Origin of the sequence: Streptomyces sp. NPDC090106, from assembly GCF_044747265.1 — a bacterium.
Taxonomy (GTDB): Bacteria; Actinomycetota; Actinomycetes; order Streptomycetales; family Streptomycetaceae; genus Streptomyces.
The window spans coordinates 559,274-576,728 of record NZ_JBIVDS010000001.1 but is presented as its reverse complement, the minus strand read 5'-3'; the positions used below and the strand labels follow the sequence as shown (position 1 = coordinate 576,728).

Sequence of the window (17,455 nt, the reverse complement as noted above, 5' to 3'; positions counted from 1 at the left end):
CGTCGGGCGTCCGTACATCAGTACGCTCTTCGGCCGGGTACGGGAGGGACGCCAGTGGACAGCAGTGGGGTGCGGGGGCGGCTCGGGGTCGTACTGGCCGGGCTCGCCGTCTCCGGGGTGCTCGCGGTCGCCGTGCCCGGGACGGCGTACGCCGCGCCGGACTCCTGCGCGGGGCGCAAGATCCGGACGTTCACCTTCGCCACCGGCTCGGTCAAGCTCTACAAGAGCGGCGCCTACCTCTGCGCGATGACCTTCCCCAAGCGGTCCGGCGGCCAGCGCTGGATGGCGGTCAGCCTCCGGGTGCGCGGCTTCGAGGCCGTCGAGGATTCGGGCTGGTACGCGCGCCACGCCGGCCCGGTGACCTCGTACGTCGGCAGCCGCAAGGTGTGGATCAAGGGGCGGGTGGGGGACGGAAGGTATGACTCGGGCGGCTGGAAACGGTACTGAACACCCTTGATCTGCGAGGGTTTTCCCCATCTCCCCTGGTGCACCGGCGAGTTGCTCCGATAGCTTCCGGCTCGCACATCTGTCTCACAGGGGAGGGTGCATGCGCAAGGCGCTCAGATGGCTGCTCGCGCTCACCGTGCTCATAGGCACGCTGAGCACGGCCGGTGCGGCGACCGCCGCGGAGCCGGAGGCCACCGGTACGACCGACATCAAGGAACAGCTGCTCTCCATACCGGGGATGAGCCTGATCGAGGAGAAGCCCTACACCGGATACCGCTTCTTCGTCCTCAACTACACCCAGCCGGTCGACCACCGGCACCCGTCCAAGGGCACCTTCCAGCAGCGGATCACCGTGCTGCACAAGGACGTCAGCCGGCCCACCGTGTTCTACACCGGCGGCTACAACGTCTCCACGAACCCGGGCCGCCGCGAGCCCACCCAGATCGTGGACGGCAACCAGGTCTCCATGGAGTACCGCTTCTTCACCCCGTCCCGGCCCGACCCGGCCGACTGGACCAAGCTGGACATCTGGCAGGCGGCCAGCGACCAGCACCGCATCTTCAAGGCGCTGAAGAAGATCTACGACCGGAACTGGATCGCCACGGGCGGCTCGAAGGGCGGCATGACCGCCACCTACTACGAGCGCTTCTACCCGAAGGACATGGACGGAGTCGTCGCCTACGTCGCGCCCAACGACGTCGTCAACGACGAGGACTCCGCCTACGACCGCTTCTTCGCCTCCGTCGGCACCGAGGAGTGCCGCGACCGGCTGAACGCCGTGCAGCGCGAGGCCCTCGTGCGCCGCGGGCCGCTGGAGAAGAAGTACGCCGAGTACGCCGCCGCAGAGGGCTTCACCTTCACCACTGTCGGCAGCCTCGACAAGGCGTACGAGGCCGTCGTCCTCGACTACGTGTGGGGCTTCTGGCAGTACAACCTGCTGGCCAACTGCGCCGACGACGAGCTGATCCCGCCGGACGCGAAGACGGCGACCGACGACCAGATCTGGGCGTCCATCGACACGGTCTCCGGGTTCTCCTTCTACACCGACCAGGGCCTGGAGCCGTACACGCCGTACTTCTACCAGGCGGCCACCCAGCTCGGCGCGCCGACGATCCGCTTCCCGCACATCGAGAAGAAGTACATCCGCTACGGCTACCAGCCGCCGCGCAATTTCGTGCCGCGGGAGATCCCGACGAGGTTCCAGCCGCACGCGATGCGTGACGTGGACACCTGGGTGCGCACCAACGCCCGTCACATGCTCTACGTCTACGGCCAGAACGACCCGTGGGGCTCGGAGCGGTTCCGCGTCGACAAGGGCGCGAAGGACAGCTACGTCCTCACCGCGCCCGGTATGAACCACGGCGCGAACGTGGCCGGTCTGGTCGCCGACCAGAAGGCCTTCGCCACGGCCCGCATCCTCGACTGGGCGGGCGTCCCGGCCGCCGCCGTCGAGCAGGCGAAGCCGCTCGCGACGTTCGACGCCCGGCTGGACGTGCGCGACGTGGAGCGAGAGCCCGCGCTGCGCCCGTAAGCAGGAAGCAGGAAGCAGTAAACAGTAAGCCGTCGACCGTCGGCTGCGCCCGGCCGCCCGCTACAGCGGCCGGGCGCAGCCCACCGGCTCCTCGCCGCCGAGGTCGACGTACAGGGCCGTGGAGACCGGGCACCGGGCGCGGGTGGCGACCGCCTTGACGACCTTGTACTGCGGCTTGCGCTCTCCCTTGCCGTCGCAGGCGGTCTCCCGGACCTGCCCGTCGCCCGAGCCGTAGACGCAGTCCCCGACGATCGTGCGCGGACCGCCCCCGCCGCCCGGGTCGCCGGGGTGCGGCGCCAGCAGGTTGCGCATACAGGCGTAGCCCTGCGGGACGGCCCCGTCGCCGTCCTCGTCGGACGACTCGCTCTGTTCGCTGATGTGCAGTACGAAGTCGGTGGTGCCGGGGCACGCCGGACCGTCGGCGACCGTCCCGTCGAAGCGCGCCACGACCCGCGCCGCGGCCCGCTCACTGGTGCAGGGCACCTCGGTGAAGCTGGTCTTGCCGAACGAACTGCACTCGTCGACCGCGAGGAACACCGCCCCGTACCCGGTCGGCCGGGCCGGCGTCACCTCGTCGCTCAGCCTGCCGTCGTTGCGCGCGGTTCCCGGCGACCCCGTGCACCCGCCGAGGCACACGGCGGCGAGCACCGCGCCCAGCACGCCCCTGAACCATCTCTCACCCATCGGCATCCCCCCGGACCACCCCCGTCCAGCGTGACCCGCTCGGGCGGGCGCACGCCAGACATACGGAGGGCTTTGCGTCGTTCGGGGGGCGTGCGCCGGGGGCGCGGCGTACGCGCGATACGACTAATACGACAGCCCGTGACCGATGGGGTAGAGCACCCGGGCCGGATCGTCGGCCCGCTGCACCGGCACCGGCAGCCGCCCGCGCGGCGCGACCCGCCCGGCGATCACCCGGGCCGCCGCGCGCAGTTCGACGTCGGTCCAGGAGTAGGAGGCGAGGTAGGCGGGGACCCCGGGGAGCTGGGCCACGTCGTAGGGGTTGCGGATCGCGATCGCCACCACCGGCCGTCCGGTCGCCGTCAACTGCTCGACGAGGGACTTCTGGGCGCTGTTGAGGTTGTACGTCCCGACGACCACGGCGTCCGCGTCCCGCGCCGCGGCGACGGCCGCGGCGACGGCCGCGGCGGAGGGTGCCGTGCCCGTGGACAGGGCGGTGGCCCTGAAGCCGAGTTCGGCGAACGCGGTCGCGAGGACGCCGGTGGGCGGGCCCGTCGTCCCGGACGGGGAGGCCGGGTCGGCGCCGGTGACCAGGAGCCTGCGCGGGGTGAGGGGGAGCAGGCCGCCCTCGTTGACCAGCAGGGTCGTGGTGCGTTCGGCGATCCGGTCGGCCGCGGCGAGATGGGCGGGGACGCCGACCGTGCGGGTGACCTCGCGCTGGCTGACGTAGGGGTCCTCGAAGAGGCCGAGCCGCGCCTTGAGGCGCAGGATCCGCAGGATCGACTCGTCGAGGCGCGCCTCGGTCAGCTCCCCGTCCCGGACGGCCCTGAGGACGGCGTTCCAGGCGACGTGGAGGTCGGGCGGGTTGAGGAGCTGGTCGACGCCCGCCTTGAGCGCGAGGACGGGCACCCGGTCGTCGCCGTACTTGGTGCGCACGCCCTCCATGCCGAGCGAGTCGGTGACGACGACCCCGTCGTAGCCGAGTTCCTCGCGCAGGATGCCGTGCAGGATGGGGCGGGAGAGGGTGGCCGGGTCGCCGGAGTCGTCGAGGGCCGGGACCATGAGGTGCGCGGTCATGATCGAGTCGATGCCGGCGGCGATCGCGGCCCGGAACGGCGGCGCGTCCAGGGTGTCCCACTGTGCGCGGGTGTGGGTGATGACGGGGAAGCCGTAGTGGCTGTCGACGGCCGTGTCGCCGTGCCCGGGGAAGTGCTTGGCGGTGGCGGCGACCTGACGGTCGTGCTGGTAGCCCCGGACCTCGGCGGCGACCAGTGCGGAGACCGCACCGGGGTCGGCGCCGAAGGAGCGCACCCCGATGACCGGGTTGGCCGGGTTGACGTTGACGTCGGCGACGGGGGAGTAGTTCTGCCGGATGCCCAGCGCCCGCAGCTCCCGGCCCGCGATCCGGCCGAGGGTCCGGGCGTCCCCGCGCGAGCCGCCCGCCCCGACGGCCATGGCGCCCGGCAGCAGGGTGGCGGGCTCGCCGACGCGGCAGACGATGCCGTGCTCCTGGTCGGTGGAGACGAGCACGGGCAGCCCGCGCGGCAGCTCCAGGGAGGCGCGCTGGATGCCGTTGGACAGGTCGGCGATCTGGTGCGGGTCGCGGGTGTTGTGCGCCCAGGTGAAGTAGATGACGCCGCCCACGCGGTACGTGTCGATCAGCTCGGCGGCCGTACGGACGCCGATCTCCTTCAGGTTGGCGTCGATGTCGGCCTGGTCGGGGTCGGTGGCGGAGTGGCCGTAGACCCGCATGACGAACAGCTGCCCGACCTTCTCGGGGAGCGTCATCCGGCCGATGAGGGCGCGCAGTCTCTTGTCGTCGGGCTTCTTCGCGTCGCGCGTCCCGGCGTCGGCGTGTGCGGTGCCGCCGAGCGCCAGGGTGGTGGCCACGCCCGCCGTGGCGGTCAGGACGGTACGTCTGGAGGGCACGTGCGCTCCTTCCGGAGGTGATCCGCTGAAGGAAACTTCCGTGGGGACAGAGGTATCCGGGAAGTTTCTGCCAGTCAAGGGAGTGCGCGCACCGTACGTCATTCGGGGGCCGCCATCGGCGCTGTTGGAGGGGGGCGCGCCGATGGCGGCGTGCTGCCGGCCGCGGTACGGCGGAGAGGGTTCGTCAGCGTTCGCAGCCAGCAGCGAGGCCGACACCGCACCGCGGTGACTCTCCGACAGCCTGCGGGTTGGACGGAGGGGGGTGTGGCGGGGTTCCCGGACGGCGCCCGAATCCCGGAAGTCGGTAGGCCCGGGGTCAACGGGACGGATGGGCCGACACCTTCGGCCACCACTCCCGCAAGGTGCGTACCGTCTCCGTGATCGCCGGCCGCCCGGCCGCGCCCGTGCGCCACAGCGCGTACAGCCGCCGGACCGGCGCCGGCTCCAGATCCACCTCGACGGCCCCGGCGGGCAGCGGGCCGCGGCCCAGGCGCGGGGCGACGCAGATGCCGAGCCCGGCGGCGACGAGGGCGACCAGCGTCGGGTTCTCGTCGGCCTGGTGGACGATCTCCGGCTCGTGCCCGGCGGCCCGCAGGGTGCGCACCAGCCAGTCGTGGCAGACCCGCCCGGGCGGCTGGCACACCCAGCGCTCCCCGGCCAGATCCTCCCGCCGCACCCGGCGCCGCCGGGTGAAGGGATGCCCCTCGGGCACCAGCAGCGTGCACCGGTCGTCCCCGATCACCGCCTGCTCCACCCCCGGCGGCACCGGCAGCGGCGCGATGTCCCAGTCGTGCGCCACCGCCAGGTCCAGCGCGCCCCGGGCGACCAGCCCGACGGACAGATGCGGGTCGACCTCGGAGAGCCGGACGTCCAGGGCCGGATGCCGCGCGGCCAGGTCGGCGAGCACCCCGGGCAGCAGCCCGCGCGCCGCGGACGGGAACGCGGCCAGGGTCAGCCGCCCCGCCGGCTGGTTGCGCCGCCGCTCGATGCCGGTCTCCGCGCGCTCCACGATCGCCAGCAACTCCTCCGCGGTCTCGACGAGTTGCAGTGCCTCGGCGGTGAGCCGCACCCCCCGCCCCTCCCGTTCGAGCAGGACCGTCCTGGTCTCCCGCTCCAGCTTCGCGATCTGCTGCGACACGGCGGACGGCGTGTACCCGAGCGCCGCCGCGGCGGCGCCGACGGTGCCGTGGACGGACACGGCGTGCAGGGCGCGAAGGCGTTGCAGATCGAGCACGGCACCCTCCGATCGATTACGTCTGCTTCATCCCACCATGCAGCAATCATCGCTGGTGCTACACGGTCGCGCCGGGTGATCCTCGACGCATGCGACCTGCACACATCGCGCTCGCCGTCCTCGTCGCGGCCGTCTGGGGCGTCAACTTCACCGTGATCGAGATCGGCCTCGACCACTTCCCGCCCCTGCTCTTCTCCGCCCTGCGCTTCCTGGTGGCGGCCCTGCCCGCGGTGTTCCTGGTGGGCCGGCCCAAGGTGGCGTGGAAGTGGATCGTGGGCGTGGGACTGGTCCTCGGTGTGGCCAAGTTCGGCCTGCTGTTCGTGTCCATGGACCACGGCATGCCGGCCGGGCTGTCGTCGCTGGTGCTCCAGATCCAGGCGGTCTTCACGGCCGTGGTGGCCTTCGCGGTGCTCGGCGAACGCCCCACCGGCGTCCGCGTCGCGGGCATGGCGATCGCCCTGGCCGGGATCGGCGTCGCCGCCGTCGACGAGGGCGCGTCCGGCCCCCTCGGCGCCTTCGCCCTGTGCGTCGCGGCGGCGGCCTGCTGGGGCGTGTCCAACGTGCTGACCCGCAGGGCCGCGCCCCCGGACGCGCTGAACTTCATGGTGTGGGTGAGCACGGTCCCGGTGCTGCCCCTGCTGGCCCTGTCCCTGCTCCTGGAGGGCCCGTCGGCCGACTACGACGCCCTGCGCTCCCTCGACTGGCAGGGCGCCGGCACCGTCGTCTACGTCGCCTGGGTCACCACCGTCTTCGGCTTCGGCGCGTGGGGCTGGCTGCTGCGCCGCCACCCGGCGTCGACGGTCGCCCCGTTCTCCCTCCTCGTCCCCGTCTTCGGGATGTCCTCGGCGGCCCTCTTCCTCGGGGAGGACATCAGCGGGCTCCGCTGGTGCGCGGCGGCCCTGCTGGTCGGCGGGGTCGCGCTCGCCTCGGTCACGTTCCGGGGACGGACCCGGGTCCATCCCGTGGACGCCCCGGCGCCCGAGGCGGCCGTCGTCCGATCATGACCCCATGCCCGCAGTCGACATCCCCGGTTCCAAGTCCATCACCGCCCGCGCGCTCTTCCTCGCGGCGGCTGCCGACGGCGTCACCACGCTGGTCCGGCCGCTGCGCTCGGACGACACCGAGGGCTTCGCCGAAGGCCTGACGCGGCTCGGCTACCGCGTGGGCCGCACCCCGGACACCTGGCAGATCGACGGCCGCCCCGAGGGGCCCGCGGCGGCGGACGCGGACGTCTACTGCCGCGACGGCGCGACCACCGCCCGCTTCCTGCCCACGCTGGCCGCGGCCGGGCACGGCACCTACCGCTTCGACGCCTCGGAACAGATGCGGCGCCGCCCCCTCGGCCCGCTCTCCCGCGCGCTGCGCGACCTCGGCGTGGACCTGCGGCACGAGGGCGCCGAGGGCCACCACCCGCTCACCGTGCGCGCGGCGGGCGTCGAGGGCGGCGAGGTCGTCCTGGACGCGGGCCAGTCCTCCCAGTACCTCACCGCGCTGCTGCTGCTCGGCCCGCTGACCCGGTGCGGCCTGCGCATCCGGGTGACGGACCTGGTCTCGGCGCCGTACGTGGAGATCACGATCGCGATGATGCGGTCCTTCGGTGCGGAGGTGGGCCGCGAGGGCGATGTCTTCGTCGTCCCGCCCGGCGGCTACCGGGCCACCACCTACGCCGTCGAGCCCGACGCGTCCACGGCGAGCTACTTCTTCGCGGCGGCGGCGGTCACCCCGGGAGCCGAGGTCACCGTGCCGGGCCTCGGCACCGGCGCCCTCCAGGGGGACCTGGGCTTCGTCGACGTGCTGCGCCGGATGGGCGCGGACGTCACGGTCGGCGCGGACCGCACCACGGTCCGCGGCACGGGCGAACTGCGCGGGCTCACCGTCGCCATGCGGGACATCTCCGACACCATGCCGACCCTCGCGGCCATCGCCCCGTTCGCGTCCGGCCCGGTCCGCATCGAGGACGTCGCCAACACCCGGGTCAAGGAGTGCGACCGCCTGGAGGCCTGCGCGGAGAACCTGCGGCGCCTGGGAGTGGACGCGCGGGTCGGCCCGGACTGGATCGAGATCACCCCCGGCCCCTGCACCGGCGCGGACATCAAGACCTACGGCGACCACCGCATCGTGATGTCCTTCGCCGTCAACTCCCTTCGCACACACGGAATTTCATTCGACGATCCGGGCTGTGTACGGAAGACTTTCCCCGGCTTCCACGAGGCCTTCGCGGAGCTTTGGAGCAAGCCCTAGGGGGTTCCATGGCGGGGTGGCTACGCGCGGTGCTGTTCGGGTCCGGCGGGGTGCTGACCCGGCCCGGGGCGGAGCGGGAACTGTATCCGGAGGTCCTGCCGACGCTGCGGGAACTGCGCCGCAGGGGAGGCCGGATGGCGGTGGTGGCGGACGGCACCGTGCCCGATCTGCCGTCGTCCCACGCGGAGCTGGGCATCGACGGCTTCTTCGAGGCCTACGCCGTGCGGCGCGAGCAGGCGAGCGGGGCGCTGGAACTGCGCCCCGAACAATGCCTGTTCGTCGACCGGGACCCGGAACGGGTCGCCGTGGCCGTCGAGCGGGGATACGCGGGGCGGGTGCTGTGCCGTGACGGGACGGGCGTGCCGCCGGACGCGAAGGTGCTGTCGGTCGGGGAACTGACCGAGCTCCTCGCACTGTTCTGACGCGCGGGCCTCGGCCGCGCACCGTTTCGATCGGAGAGGGCACGAGGTGGGTTTCGTACTGCGAGGGCCGGGCCTGGAGGGCGCGCTGGTCCGCCTGGAGCCGCTCGGGCACCGGCACGCCGCCGAGCTGGCGACGGCCGCGGAGGAGGACCGGGGCAGCTACGCCTACACCTGGGTGCCGAGGGCGGACGAGGTCGCCGGGTACATCGACGCCCAGCTCGCCCGCGCCGCCTCCGGCCGCCTCGCGCCGTACGCGCAGATCTCGGCGGCGACGGGCCGCGCGGTCGGCGCCACCTCCTTCTGGGACCCCCGCAGCTGGCTCTCGGACGACGCGCTCGACGCCGTCGAGATCGGCTTCACCTGGCTGTCCGCCCCGGCCCAGGGCACGGGCGTGAACGCCGAGGCCAAGTACCTGCTGTTCCGGCACGCCTTCGAGGAGTGGGGCGTGTCCCGGGTCGACCTCAAGACGGACGCACGCAACGCCCGTTCCCGCGCGGCCATCACGAGCGTCGGCGCCCGCTTCGAGGGCGTCCTGCGCAACTGGTCCCGCTCCTGGGCGCCGGGCGAGGAGGGCCGCCTGCGCGACTCGGCGGTCTTCTCCCTCACGTCGCAGGAATGGCCCGGGACGAGAACCCTCCTGGAGGAGCGGGTGTCCCGGTTCGCGCGGCGCGGAGCGGATTGACCCCGCAAGAGGGGCCCGCCCGGCAGCCGTCCGCGGAGGGAACGACTGGACCGGTCCCGGCCCGATCGGAAACGATCGGCGGCATGACCTCCTATCTCGTCCTCCACGGGTGGCAGAACCACCGGCCGCGGGACCACTGGCAGCACTGGCTGGCCGACCGGCTCGGGGAACTCGGCCACGACGTCACCTATCCCCAGCTGCCCGACGCCGACGACCCCTCGCTCGACGTGTGGCTCGGCGAACTGGCCCGGCACCTGGCACAGGCCGCGCCGGACGTCGTCCTCGCGCACAGCCTGTCCGCGGTGCTGTGGCTGCACGCGCTCGACCGGGGCGTGCCGGGCACGGCCGGCGTGGGGCGGGTGCTGCTCGTCGCCCCGCCGTCCGGCGCGACCCTCGCGGGCCTGCCCGAGGTCGCCGCGTTCGCCCCGCCCGCCCCGGGGTTCGCCCTGCCCGGGCCGACGCTGCTGGCCGCCGGGGACGACGACCCGTACTGCCCGGGCGGCGCCGGCCAGGAGTACGGCGAGCCGTACGGCATCACCACACGGCTCCTGCCGGGCGCCGCGCACCTGGACCTGGACGCCGGTTACGGACCCTGGCCCGCCGTCCTGGCGTGGTGCCTGGACGCCGGAGCGCCGCTCACGCCGAATCGTTGAGCAGCCGCCCCAGGTGCTCACGGCCCCGGCCGAGGATGCCCGGCAGCGGCACCGCGCCCTCGTACCACCGCTTCTCGTACTCCCAGCACAGCCAGCCGTCCCAGCCGTGCCGGGAGAGGATCTCCACGCACTCGGCGAGCGGCAGCACGCCCGCGCCGAGCCGCAGCGGTGTGGTGTCCTCGGCCGAGGCGATGTCCTTGACCTGGACGTAGCCGAGGTACGGGGAGAGGGCGGCGTACGTCTCGCCGGGCTGCTCGCCGCCGAGCCAGGTGTGCATGACGTCCCACAGGGAGCCGACGTGGCGGTGGCCGACGGGGCCGAGGACGCGGATGGCGTCCGCGCCGGTGCGGTGCGAGTCGTGGGTCTCCAGCAGCACGCGCACGCCCGCGTCGGCCGCGTACTCGGCGGCGGTGCCCAGCCGCCGCGCGGCCGTGGCGTCCGCGTCGGCGCGCGGCTGCCCCGGGGCCGCCCCCGGGAACACCCGGACGAAGGGCGCGCCGAGGTCGTGGGCGAGGTCGAGGAGGGCGCGGATCTCGTCCAGGACGGGCCCGTCCGGGCCGGGGGCCGCCACGCGCGCGTAGCCCGCGACGCCCAGCACCTCCGTCCCCGCGTCCGAGAACCGCTTGGCCGTCTCCGCCCGTTCGGCGCCGCCGATGCCGGGGTGGACGGGTTCCTCGGGGTGGGCGCGCAGTTCCACGCCGTGATAGCCGTGCTCGTCGGCGAGTCGCAGGACGTCGGTCAGGGGGAGCCCGGGCACGCCCAGGGTGGAGAACGCCAGTTTCATGGAACCCATCTCACCCGCCGGCGCCGGTGAGGTCCAGACGCCAGTCCTGGCCGACCAGGTCCTTCCCGAAGGAGCGGTGGGGTTTCTCGGCGAGGAGCACGAAACCGTGCCGCTGGTAGATGTGGCGGGCGGAGGACAGGACGTCGTTGGTCCACAGGACGAGGTCGCGGTAGCCGACACCGCGCGCGAAGCCGACGACCGCGCCCACCAGCCGGTCGCCGATGCCCAGCCCGCGCGCGCCGGGCTCGACGAGGAGCAGCCGCAGCCGGGCCGTCGCCGGCGCGTCGTCTCGTACGCACATCACGCACCCCACCGGGCGGCCGTCCAGCTCGGCGATCCACACCCGCTCCAGATGCGGGTCGTGGTCCTCGGCGAAGTCGGCGACGATCCGGGCGACCAGGCCCTCGTAGTCGGCGTTGAAGCCGTGCTCGGCGAAGTAGAGGGCCGCGTTGCGCGACACGATCCAGCCGAGGTCGCCGGGGCCCGGTTCGCGCAGCAGCACGTCCTCGCGGCGCGGCGGACGGCCCTCGGAGAGCAGGGCGCGGACGGTGTCCATCGCCTCGGCGAGCCGGGGCCGCTCGGCGGAGGGGACCGTCGCCAGCAGCGCCCCCACCGATTCGTCCGCCCGCTCGGCGAGCAGCGCCGCCGCCTCCCGGCCGCGCGGCGTCAGGGTGACCCGGCGCCGGCGCGGATCGCGCGCGGAGGCGGCCCGCTCGATCAGCCCGTCCTGCTCGAACTTGTTCAGGATGCGGCTCAAGTAGCCCGCGTCCAGGGTCAGTTCGGTCCGCAGGTCCGCCGCGTCGGTGCGCGGCGAGTGCGCCAGCTCGTACAGGACGCGGGCCTCGGTGAGCGTGTACGGGGCGTACAGGTGACGGCTGTAGTCGAGGGCGCCGATGACGTTCGTGTAGAAGCGGTTGAATGCGCGGATGTCCTGGACGGTCATGATCGCCAACTCCCGGATGGTTGACTCAGTCAGAGATACCGTACGGCGGCACCCCTGACCCGTCCAGGGAGTCCGGCCCGGCCGGCGAGGCCCCCGCGTGGACGGGACCGCGCGCCGATGATCTCGAACGAGTGAAACGGCTGTTCGCGTGAACGGCGCCCTCGTTCGCATCACCCCAGGTCATGAGGGGGTGGGGTGCCGGGAGGCGGTGTGTTCCGCATTCTTGACGACCGTGCAACGTGATCACTGATTCTTCTCAAGCTGCTATGAATCCACACGATTGATCAGCGAGCAGGAGCAAAGGTGACAACACAGTCCCCCGTGGACGAGACGACGGTCCTCGTCGTGGGCGCCGGACCGGCCGGGCTGGTGCTCGGCAACCTGCTGCTGGCGGCGGGTGTCGACTGCCTGATCGTGGAGCGCGGCAGCCGCGCGCACGTCGAGCGGCGCGCGCGGGCGGGCTTCCTGGCCGCCGACACCGTGCGCGTCCTCGCCGACCACGGCCTGGCCGACGGCCTGAAGGCGCGCGGCCGGGAGCACGGCGTCTGCGTCTTCCGCACCGGGAGCGGCGAGTTCGCCCTGCGCTACGCCGACCTCGGCCGGCGCGAGTCGCACACCGTGTACCCGCAGCAGGAACTGGTGGCCGACCTCGTGGACGCGTTCCTGCGCCGCGGCGGCGACCTGCGGTTCGGGACGACGGTCAGCGCGATGGGCGGCCTCGACGGCGACCGCCCCTGGCTGACCGCCGAGGGCCCGGACGGCACGCCGTACCGCCTGAGCGGCCGGTACGTGGCCGGGTGCGACGGACGGCACGGGATCTCCCGCCGCCTGCTGCCCGCAGGAACGGTACGGCGGCACCGGCGCCGGCACGGCGTGACCTGGCTCGCCCTGCTGGCCGAGGCCCCGCCCTCGCTGCCCGCCGTGACGTACGCCGTCCACGAGCGGGGCTTCGCCGGTCACATGGCCCGCACCCCGGCCGTCACCCGCTACTACCTCCAGTGCGCGCCCGAGGACCGCGCCGAGTCCTGGAGCGACGCCGAGATCTGGGCCGAACTCGACCTGCGGATGCGGGCGGAACGGTTCGGCCCGCTGCGCCGCGGCCCCCTCCTGGAACGCGCCCTCGTCGACCTGGAGTCGGACGTGCTCGACCCGATGCAGCACGGGCGGCTCTTCCTCGCCGGTGACGCCGCGGGCCTGATCAGCCCGTCGGCGGCCAAGGGCGCCAACCTCGCCGTCATGGCCGCCCGGACCCTCGCGGAGGGGTTCGCCGCCGCGCTCCACCGGGGCGACGAGGAGCCGCTGGCCCGCTACTCGGCCACCTGTCTGCCGCGGATCTGGCGGGCCCAGGAGTTCTCCCACTGGATGATCGGCCTGCTGCACGCGCCCGCCGGCGACGACGAGGAGTCCCGCTTCCTGCGCTCCCTGCGCGACGCCCGCCTGGAGACCCTGCGCACCTCCCTGCCCCACCAGCACTCCTTCGCCGACGGCTACGTGGGCATCTGACCGACGCCGCCCGTGCCCCCACTACCAGAGGACACCCCACCCATGGCCATCGCGCCGACGACGCCCGAGCACCGCCTGCACCCGGCGGACCTCGACCGCATCGAGCAGGCGGCCGAGTTCGTCCGCCGGAACGACACGGCGAGCGCCCTGGACGCCGTCCTTCCGGACCTCACCGCCGAGGAACGCCAGGACCTCGGCCGCCATCTCCGGCTCGCCCACACCGCCCTGCTCGTCTTCCCGCGCACCCTCACCGGACTGCGCGAGGAACTGTCCGCGCACGGTCTGCGCCCCGCGGAGCCGACCGCGAGCGTCGTCGTGCGGGGCCGGCTCGCCGAGCGGTACGGCAGACCCGCCGCCGAACTCCCGGTCGGCATCCTGCGCGCCCGGGTCCCCGACACCGGCGACGGGGACGGCGAGATCGAGATCTTCGTCCTGGAGGTGCCCGACGGCTCCTCGCTCACCGCCCTCGCGGACGCCGAGCGCCTGGCCGGCCACGAGGCCCACACCGCGTTCGTGGTCGCCGCCCCCACGCCGACGCTGGTCCATGGCGTAACGTCCCTGCTGGCCGGACGCGCGGGCGCCCTGCCCGACGGCGGCGGCCACAACCCGCACGAGAACGCGACGGTCCTGTACTTCCGTACGGCCGCCCGACGCATCGAGCTCTACGTCCCCGGCCACCACCCCGAGACCCTCGCCGACCACCTGCGCCGCTCCGCCGCCGAACCGCCCCGCGACCGCCTGCTGCACCTGATGACCGGCGCCTGGGCCACCCAGGCCGTCGCCACGGCGGCCGAACTCCGCCTGGCCGACCACCTGGAGAGCCACCCGGGCACGGACCGCGCCACACTGGCGGCGCTGACGGGATGCCACGAGGACTCCCTCGGACGGCTGTTGCGCTATCTGACGGGCGTGGGCCTGGTGACGGAGCACCCCGCCGACTCCTACCGCCTCACCGACCTGGGCGCCCCGCTGCGCACCACGGACCCCCAGTCCTTCCACCCCCTCGCGCTGCTCTACGGCGGCCCGTTCTACCGCTCGTTCGGCGAACTCGGTCACGCGGTGCGCACCGGTCAGGAGGGGTTCGCGCGGCTCTTCGGCGAGCACCACTTCGCGTACTTCGCCCGCCACGCCGAGCAGGGCGACCTCTTCCACCGGGCCATGGCGGCGAGCGCCCCCATGTTCGCCCCGGTGCCCGGCCTCGTGGACCTCCGCGCCCACCGGGTCGTGGTCGACGTCGCCGGCGGCAACGGCGAACTCCTGCGCCGCCTGCTCACCGCCGCGCCCCACCTCGACGGCGTCCTCCTGGAGCGCCCGCAGGCCCTGGACGCCGCCCGCAAGGCCTTCGCCGACGCGGGCCTCACCGACCGCTGCGACTTCGTCACCGGCGACTTCACCGAGGAGATCCCCCGGGGCGGCGACCTCTACGTCCTGTCCCGCGTCCTGCACGACTGGGACGACGCCCAGTGCCTGACCATCCTGGACCGCTGCGCCGAGGCGATGCCGACGGGCGCCGAACTCCTCCTCGTCGAACGCCTCCTGCCCCCGGACGGCACCTTCTCCCTCGCCGTCGCCTGGGACGTCCACATGCTCTGCAACGTGGGCGGCCGGGAACGCACGGAACCCCACTACCGCGACCTGGCGACCAGGTCGGGCTTCACCCACCTCGGCACCGACCCCCTGCCCTTGCAGGGCGCACTGCTCCGATTCCGGAGGACCTGAGAGCACACCCCGCCACAACGGCACGGCTCCCACACCTCGAACCGAGGTCCCGGCCGGGCGCGCGGTGGTGTGGTGCCGGGCCCTTGGGCGACGTTCCGGCGGGCGGCGGCCATGTGGGTTCGCCGGGGGCGCGTCTCGCCCCGGGCGCCGCTGATTTCGGGGGCACGTTGCCCGGCGGGCGGGATGCCCCGGCGCTCCGCCCGACGGCACCGCGGTCGCCGTACGGCGTGCCGGGCCGGGCCTTTTTTTGGGGGGGCGCCGAACAGGGCCCGTTCCGGCTGGTGGCGGCCACGTCGGCGGCCACGGTTCGGAGCCTTCCGGCGGAGTCCGTTCAGTCGGCGCCTCGGTGTCCGCCCCGGCCGGCCACAGCCATGACGTCACCTCGGACATCGGCCCGGGTCTCCCGGGGACCCGCCTCCCTGGACACCGGTTCCCCAGGAGGGCGCTCTGCCCGGTGCCTGCTCCGGTCGACAGGTTGGGCGCCGGAGCCGGTTGACCGGCCGGGCCGTCTCGCAGGGCTCACCGGTATGACCGTGCTGCCGTGTACGGGCATGCGCTCCCTGGGTGCGGGTCTTCCGGCGTCCCGGTCTTCGGCCGCCGACCCCCTGCATGCAGCAGCGTCTCGCACGGGGTTCCTCGTCGGCCGGTCGGGTGCCGGAGCAGGTCGACCGGCCGGGCCGTCTCTCAGTGCTCACCGGTATGTCCGTGCTGCCGGGTACGGGCATGCGCTCCTTGGGTGCGGGTCTCCCGGCACCCTGGTCTTCGGCCGCCGACCCCCTGCATGCAGCAGCGTCCCGCGCGCGGTTCTTCGTCGGCCGGCCGGTCGTGCGCCGGAGCTGATCGACCGACCGGGGTGTCTCTCAGCGCTCACCGACTCCTCCCTGCTGCCGGGAACCCGGCGCGCTCCCCGGGTGCGGATCTCCCCGTGCAGCAGTGCCCCGCGCTCGGTTCCTCGGGTTGGGCGCCGGAGCCGGGCGACCGGCCGGGCCGCCTCTCAGCGCTCACCGGCATGACCGTGCTGCCGGGTACCGGCATGCGCTCCCTGGGTGCGGGTCTTCCGGCGTCCCGGTCCTCGGCCGCCGCCCCCCCCGCATGCAGCAGCGTCCCGCGCGCGGTTCTTCGTCGGCCGGCCGGTCGTGCGCCGGAGCTGATCGACCGACCAGGGTGTCTCTCAGCGCTCACCGACTCCTCCGTGCTGCCGGGTACCGGCATGCGCCCCCCGGGTGCGGGACCCCCGGCGGCCCGGCCGTCGGCCCCGCGTGCAACGCCCCGCGAGGATCCTCACCCGGCCGGCCGGTCACGTACTGCCGGGGAGGGCGGTAGCCCCCGGTGGGTGTCGGGCGGTCAGGTCCGAGGTGCTCCGGAGGAGCCCCGCACCATCAACTCCCCCCGTATCACCGCGATCCCCCCGGGCGGTTCCTCCTCGCGGCCCATCGCGATGCGGCCCGCGCGGGCGCCCGCGTCCGAGAGGGGGAGGCGGACCGTCGTCAGGGCGGGGACCGAGTCGATGCTGAAGGGGAGGTCGTCGAAGCCGGCGACGGAGACGTCGTCCGGGATGCGCAGGCCGGAGTCGCGCAGGGCCGCGCAGGCGCCGAGGGCGACGGAGTCGTTGGCGGCGACGACGGCCGTGAGCGAGGGGTCGCGGCGCAGCAGCTCCAGCGTCGCCTCGTAGCCGGACCGCCGGTCGTAGCGGCCGTGCACGGTCCAGCGGGGGTCCTCCGTGATGCCCGCCTCGGCGAGCGCGACACGGTGGCCCTCCAGCCGGTGCCGGGTCGTCGTCCGCTCCTCGGGGCCCGCGATGTAGCCGAGCCGCCGGTGGCCGAGCCCGATGAGGTGCTCGGTGAGGGCCCGCCCGCCGCCGCGGTTGTCGAAGGTGAGCGCGATGGCGCCGGTGTCCGGGGCCGGCGGGCGCCCGCACAGCACGACCCGTGTGCCCGCCTCGGCGAGCCTGCGCAGCTTGGCCGCGACGGCCGCGACGTGCGGCGCGTCCTCCACCGCCCCGCCGGTCAGGACGACGGCGGCGGCCCGCTGCCGCTGGAGCAGGGTCAGATAGGTCAGCTCGCGCTCGGGGGAGCCGCCCGTGTTGCAGACGACGGCGAGCCGCTCGCCGCCCGCACGTCCCCCGGGGCCCCCGATCTCGGCCTGGATCGCGCTCGCCATGATCCCGAAGAAGGGGTCGGCGATGTCGTTCACCAGGATGCCGACCAGGTCGGAGGTGGCCGCGGCCAGCGCGCTCGCAGGCCCGTTCAGCACGTAGTCCAGCTCGTCTACGGCCCGCAGCACGCGTTCCCGCGTGGACGCGGCCACGGGATAGTTGCCGTTCAGCACGCGCGACACCGTCGCGGGCGAGACCTGCGCGCGGGCCGCCACGTCCGCCAGGGTCACCGTCATCTCGTCGTCCTCCGGTCGCGCATCTCAGTCGTACCTCGTTGTACACGCATCTGCGCAGGGCATTGGTTTCGAGCAGACCTTAGAGCCAGTGAACCCACTTGTTCGCCCCCTCGAACCGAAGTTGTTCGCACGCTCGAACAACTCGACCCCGTCCCGGTCTTGTCCAGACCGCTGCTCAGAGGCTAGCTTCTACAGTGATAGAAAGCGCTTGCTGACACGTTAACCAGTGGGGGACTCCGGTAAGTCCACTAGGGGCGTACGCGGCGCGCACAACCGCGTACGACATTGACGAAGG

The 17,455-nt window shown here is 73.6% G+C and carries 15 protein-coding genes; 9 read left to right on the top strand and 6 right to left on the bottom strand.

Annotated elements, in window-relative coordinates:
* The first annotated feature begins 54 nt into the window (after positions 1–54).
* Both ACIPSE_RS02585 and ACIPSE_RS02580 read left to right on the top strand, forming a co-directional pair.
* A complete protein-coding gene (locus ACIPSE_RS02585; RefSeq protein ID WP_401656585.1) occupies positions 55–447 on the top strand; it encodes a hypothetical protein in 393 nt (130 codons plus the stop codon).
* A 100-nt stretch (positions 448–547) separates the two neighbouring features.
* Positions 548–1,978, top strand: a complete 1,431-nt coding sequence (locus ACIPSE_RS02580; RefSeq protein WP_401656583.1) for a S28 family serine protease — start codon at positions 548–550, stop codon at positions 1,976–1,978.
* Between the two features lie 60 nt (positions 1,979–2,038).
* Here the strand turns inward: ACIPSE_RS02580 and ACIPSE_RS02575 are convergent, their stop codons facing one another.
* From ACIPSE_RS02575 to ACIPSE_RS02565, 3 genes are all read right to left on the bottom strand, one after another.
* Positions 2,039–2,662, bottom strand: a complete 624-nt coding sequence (locus ACIPSE_RS02575; protein WP_401656581.1) for a hypothetical protein — start codon at positions 2,660–2,662, stop codon at positions 2,039–2,041.
* Between the two features lie 123 nt (positions 2,663–2,785).
* Positions 2,786–4,588 (bottom strand): glycoside hydrolase family 3 N-terminal domain-containing protein, encoded by a 1,803-nt coding sequence (locus ACIPSE_RS02570; protein WP_401656579.1) that lies wholly within the window; start codon positions 4,586–4,588, stop codon positions 2,786–2,788.
* Positions 4,589–4,904: 316 nt separating this feature from the next.
* Positions 4,905–5,822, bottom strand: a complete 918-nt coding sequence (locus tag ACIPSE_RS02565) for a LysR family transcriptional regulator (RefSeq protein WP_401656577.1) — start codon at positions 5,820–5,822, stop codon at positions 4,905–4,907.
* Between the two features lie 89 nt (positions 5,823–5,911).
* Between ACIPSE_RS02565 and ACIPSE_RS02560 the strand changes: the two genes are divergently transcribed.
* The 5 genes from ACIPSE_RS02560 to ACIPSE_RS02540 all read left to right on the top strand — a co-directional run bounded on the left by ACIPSE_RS02560 (position 5,912) and on the right by ACIPSE_RS02540 (position 9,820).
* On the top strand, positions 5,912–6,826 hold the full coding sequence (locus ACIPSE_RS02560) for an EamA family transporter (RefSeq protein ID WP_401656575.1): 915 nt from the start codon (positions 5,912–5,914) through the stop codon (positions 6,824–6,826).
* A gap of 4 nt (positions 6,827–6,830) precedes the next feature.
* Positions 6,831–8,063, top strand: coding sequence for a 3-phosphoshikimate 1-carboxyvinyltransferase (aroA, locus tag ACIPSE_RS02555; protein ID WP_401656573.1), 1,233 nt, complete (start codon positions 6,831–6,833; stop codon positions 8,061–8,063).
* 8 nt (positions 8,064–8,071) lie between these two features.
* A complete protein-coding gene (locus tag ACIPSE_RS02550) occupies positions 8,072–8,485 on the top strand; it encodes a hypothetical protein (protein WP_401656571.1) in 414 nt (137 codons plus the stop codon).
* Between the two features lie 46 nt (positions 8,486–8,531).
* Complete coding sequence (locus ACIPSE_RS02545) at positions 8,532–9,167, top strand: GNAT family N-acetyltransferase (protein WP_401656569.1); 636 nt, start codon at positions 8,532–8,534, stop codon at positions 9,165–9,167.
* Positions 9,168–9,250: 83 nt separating this feature from the next.
* Positions 9,251–9,820 (top strand): RBBP9/YdeN family alpha/beta hydrolase, encoded by a 570-nt coding sequence (locus ACIPSE_RS02540; RefSeq protein ID WP_401656567.1) that lies wholly within the window; start codon positions 9,251–9,253, stop codon positions 9,818–9,820.
* On the opposite strand, the gene ACIPSE_RS02535 is transcribed toward ACIPSE_RS02540, so the two are convergent.
* Both ACIPSE_RS02535 and ACIPSE_RS02530 read right to left on the bottom strand, forming a co-directional pair.
* Entirely contained in the window at positions 9,804–10,604 is an 801-nt protein-coding gene (locus ACIPSE_RS02535; protein WP_401656565.1) for a sugar phosphate isomerase/epimerase family protein, read from the bottom strand. The genes ACIPSE_RS02540 and ACIPSE_RS02535 overlap by 17 nt on opposite strands.
* 10 nt (positions 10,605–10,614) lie before the next feature.
* Complete coding sequence (locus ACIPSE_RS02530) at positions 10,615–11,547, bottom strand: GNAT family N-acetyltransferase (RefSeq protein WP_401656563.1); 933 nt, start codon at positions 11,545–11,547, stop codon at positions 10,615–10,617.
* A 303-nt stretch (positions 11,548–11,850) separates the two neighbouring features.
* Here ACIPSE_RS02530 and ACIPSE_RS02525 point away from each other — a divergent pair, with 303 nt between their 5' ends.
* Both ACIPSE_RS02525 and ACIPSE_RS02520 read left to right on the top strand, forming a co-directional pair.
* Positions 11,851–13,050 (top strand): 4-hydroxybenzoate 3-monooxygenase, encoded by a 1,200-nt coding sequence (locus tag ACIPSE_RS02525; protein WP_401656561.1) that lies wholly within the window; start codon positions 11,851–11,853, stop codon positions 13,048–13,050.
* 42 nt (positions 13,051–13,092) lie between these two features.
* A complete protein-coding gene (locus ACIPSE_RS02520) occupies positions 13,093–14,769 on the top strand; it encodes a methyltransferase (protein WP_401656559.1) in 1,677 nt (558 codons plus the stop codon).
* Positions 14,770–16,113: 1,344 nt separating this feature from the next.
* Here the strand turns inward: ACIPSE_RS02520 and ACIPSE_RS02515 are convergent.
* Positions 16,114–17,160, bottom strand: a complete 1,047-nt coding sequence (locus tag ACIPSE_RS02515; RefSeq protein ID WP_401656557.1) for a LacI family DNA-binding transcriptional regulator — start codon at positions 17,158–17,160, stop codon at positions 16,114–16,116.
* Positions 17,161–17,455 lie beyond the last annotated feature (295 nt).

What these genes read in the sequence shown, in the direction of transcription:
- ACIPSE_RS02520 (WP_401656559.1), top strand. Translation starts at nt 13,093, where the DNA reads ATGGCCATCGCGCCGACGACGCCCGAGCACCGCCTGCACCCGGCGGAC.
- ACIPSE_RS02560 (WP_401656575.1), top strand. Translation starts at nt 5,912, where the DNA reads ATGCGACCTGCACACATCGCGCTCGCCGTCCTCGTCGCGGCCGTCTGG.
- ACIPSE_RS02540 (WP_401656567.1), top strand. Translation starts at nt 9,251, where the DNA reads ATGACCTCCTATCTCGTCCTCCACGGGTGGCAGAACCACCGGCCGCGG.
- ACIPSE_RS02550 (WP_401656571.1), top strand. Translation starts at nt 8,072, where the DNA reads ATGGCGGGGTGGCTACGCGCGGTGCTGTTCGGGTCCGGCGGGGTGCTG.
- aroA (WP_401656573.1), top strand. Translation starts at nt 6,831, where the DNA reads ATGCCCGCAGTCGACATCCCCGGTTCCAAGTCCATCACCGCCCGCGCG.
- ACIPSE_RS02530 (WP_401656563.1), bottom strand. Translation starts at nt 11,547, where the DNA reads ATGACCGTCCAGGACATCCGCGCATTCAACCGCTTCTACACGAACGTC.
- ACIPSE_RS02535 (WP_401656565.1), bottom strand. Translation starts at nt 10,604, where the DNA reads ATGAAACTGGCGTTCTCCACCCTGGGCGTGCCCGGGCTCCCCCTGACC.
- ACIPSE_RS02580 (WP_401656583.1), top strand. Translation starts at nt 548, where the DNA reads ATGCGCAAGGCGCTCAGATGGCTGCTCGCGCTCACCGTGCTCATAGGC.
- ACIPSE_RS02575 (WP_401656581.1), bottom strand. Translation starts at nt 2,662, where the DNA reads ATGGGTGAGAGATGGTTCAGGGGCGTGCTGGGCGCGGTGCTCGCCGCC.
- ACIPSE_RS02515 (WP_401656557.1), bottom strand. Translation starts at nt 17,160, where the DNA reads ATGACGGTGACCCTGGCGGACGTGGCGGCCCGCGCGCAGGTCTCGCCC.